At 52.4% G+C, this 1,201-nt stretch carries 1 protein-coding gene; it reads right to left on the bottom strand.

The annotated features are described in order from the left end of the window. The coding region (locus B853_RS26045) for a hypothetical protein (RefSeq protein ID WP_170001022.1) at window positions 1–1,201 on the bottom strand (1,201 nt) is incomplete at both ends.

The following is a 1,201-nucleotide window of genomic DNA, read 5'->3' as shown; positions in this document are numbered from 1 at the left end:
ACGGTTTCATCATTGATGGTGGCGTTCGCTTTGTCTCCGCCATTTGGAATGGTTGCGCCTTCGCCAGCCACAATCTGACCGACTAAGCTCTCTAAACCTTCAATCTCTGCGTCGTCTTTTGGTGTGACGACAACACTGATGCTCTCAGCACCGGTGAGGGTCAGCTCGATGCCCTCGTTGAACAACGCCTTAAGTGCATCGCCTGTGTAGGTCGTGTCACCAATCTTGACCGAATCGATATCGTCGATATCAACCGAGTCCGCCATGCTGGTATCGAACTTGAAGGTGACCTTAGCTGGTTCGCCTTCTTCTTCTGTGCGTGAAACAGCAAACGAAGCCGTGCTTTCACCTTCCACTGCGGCAGCGTCCACCGTCTTGATTGACACCTCCGCCACTTCGTTACGGTCAACGGTTTCATCATTGATGGTGGCGTTTGCTTTGTTATTACCCGGTAGGATCGTCGCGCCTTCGCCCGCCACAATCTGACCGACTAAGCTCTCTAAACCTTCAATGTCAGCGTCGTCTTTTGGTGTGACGACAACACTGATGCTCTCAGCACCGGTGAGGGTCAGCTCAACGCCTTCGTTGAACAACGCCTTAAGTGCATCGCCTGTGTAGGTCGTGTCACCAATCTTGACCGAATCGATATCGTCGATATCAACCGAGTCCGCCATGCTGGTATCGAACTTGAAGGTGACCTTAGCTGGTTCGCCTTCTTCTTCTGTGCGTGAAATAGCAAACGAAGCCGTGCTTTCACCTTCCACTGCGGCAGCGTCCACCGTCTTGATTGACACCTCCGCCACTTCGTTACGGTCAACGGTTTCATCATTGATGGTGGCGTTCGCTTTGTCTCCGCCATTTGGAATGGTTGCGCCTTCGCCAGCCACAATCTGACCGACTAAGCTCTCTAAACCTTCAATCTCTGCGTCGTCTTTTGGTGTAACCACCACGGAAATGCTCTCTGCACCAGTGAGGGTTAGCTCGATGCCCTCGTTGAACAACGCCTTAAGTGCATCGCCTGTGTAGGTCGTGTCACCAATCTTGACCGAATCGATATCGTCGATATCAACCGAGTCCGCCATGCTGGTATCGAACTTGAAGGTGACCTTAGCTGGTTCGCCTTCTTCTTCTGTGCGTGAAATAGCAAACGAAGCCGTGCTTTCACCTTCCACTGCGGCAGCGTCCACCGTCTTGATTGACA

Origin of the sequence: Vibrio rotiferianus CAIM 577 = LMG 21460 (assembly GCF_002741985.1) — a bacterium.
GTDB classification, from domain to species: domain Bacteria; phylum Pseudomonadota; class Gammaproteobacteria; order Enterobacterales; family Vibrionaceae; genus Vibrio; species Vibrio rotiferianus.
This window is presented reverse-complemented; position numbering and strand designations above follow the sequence as displayed.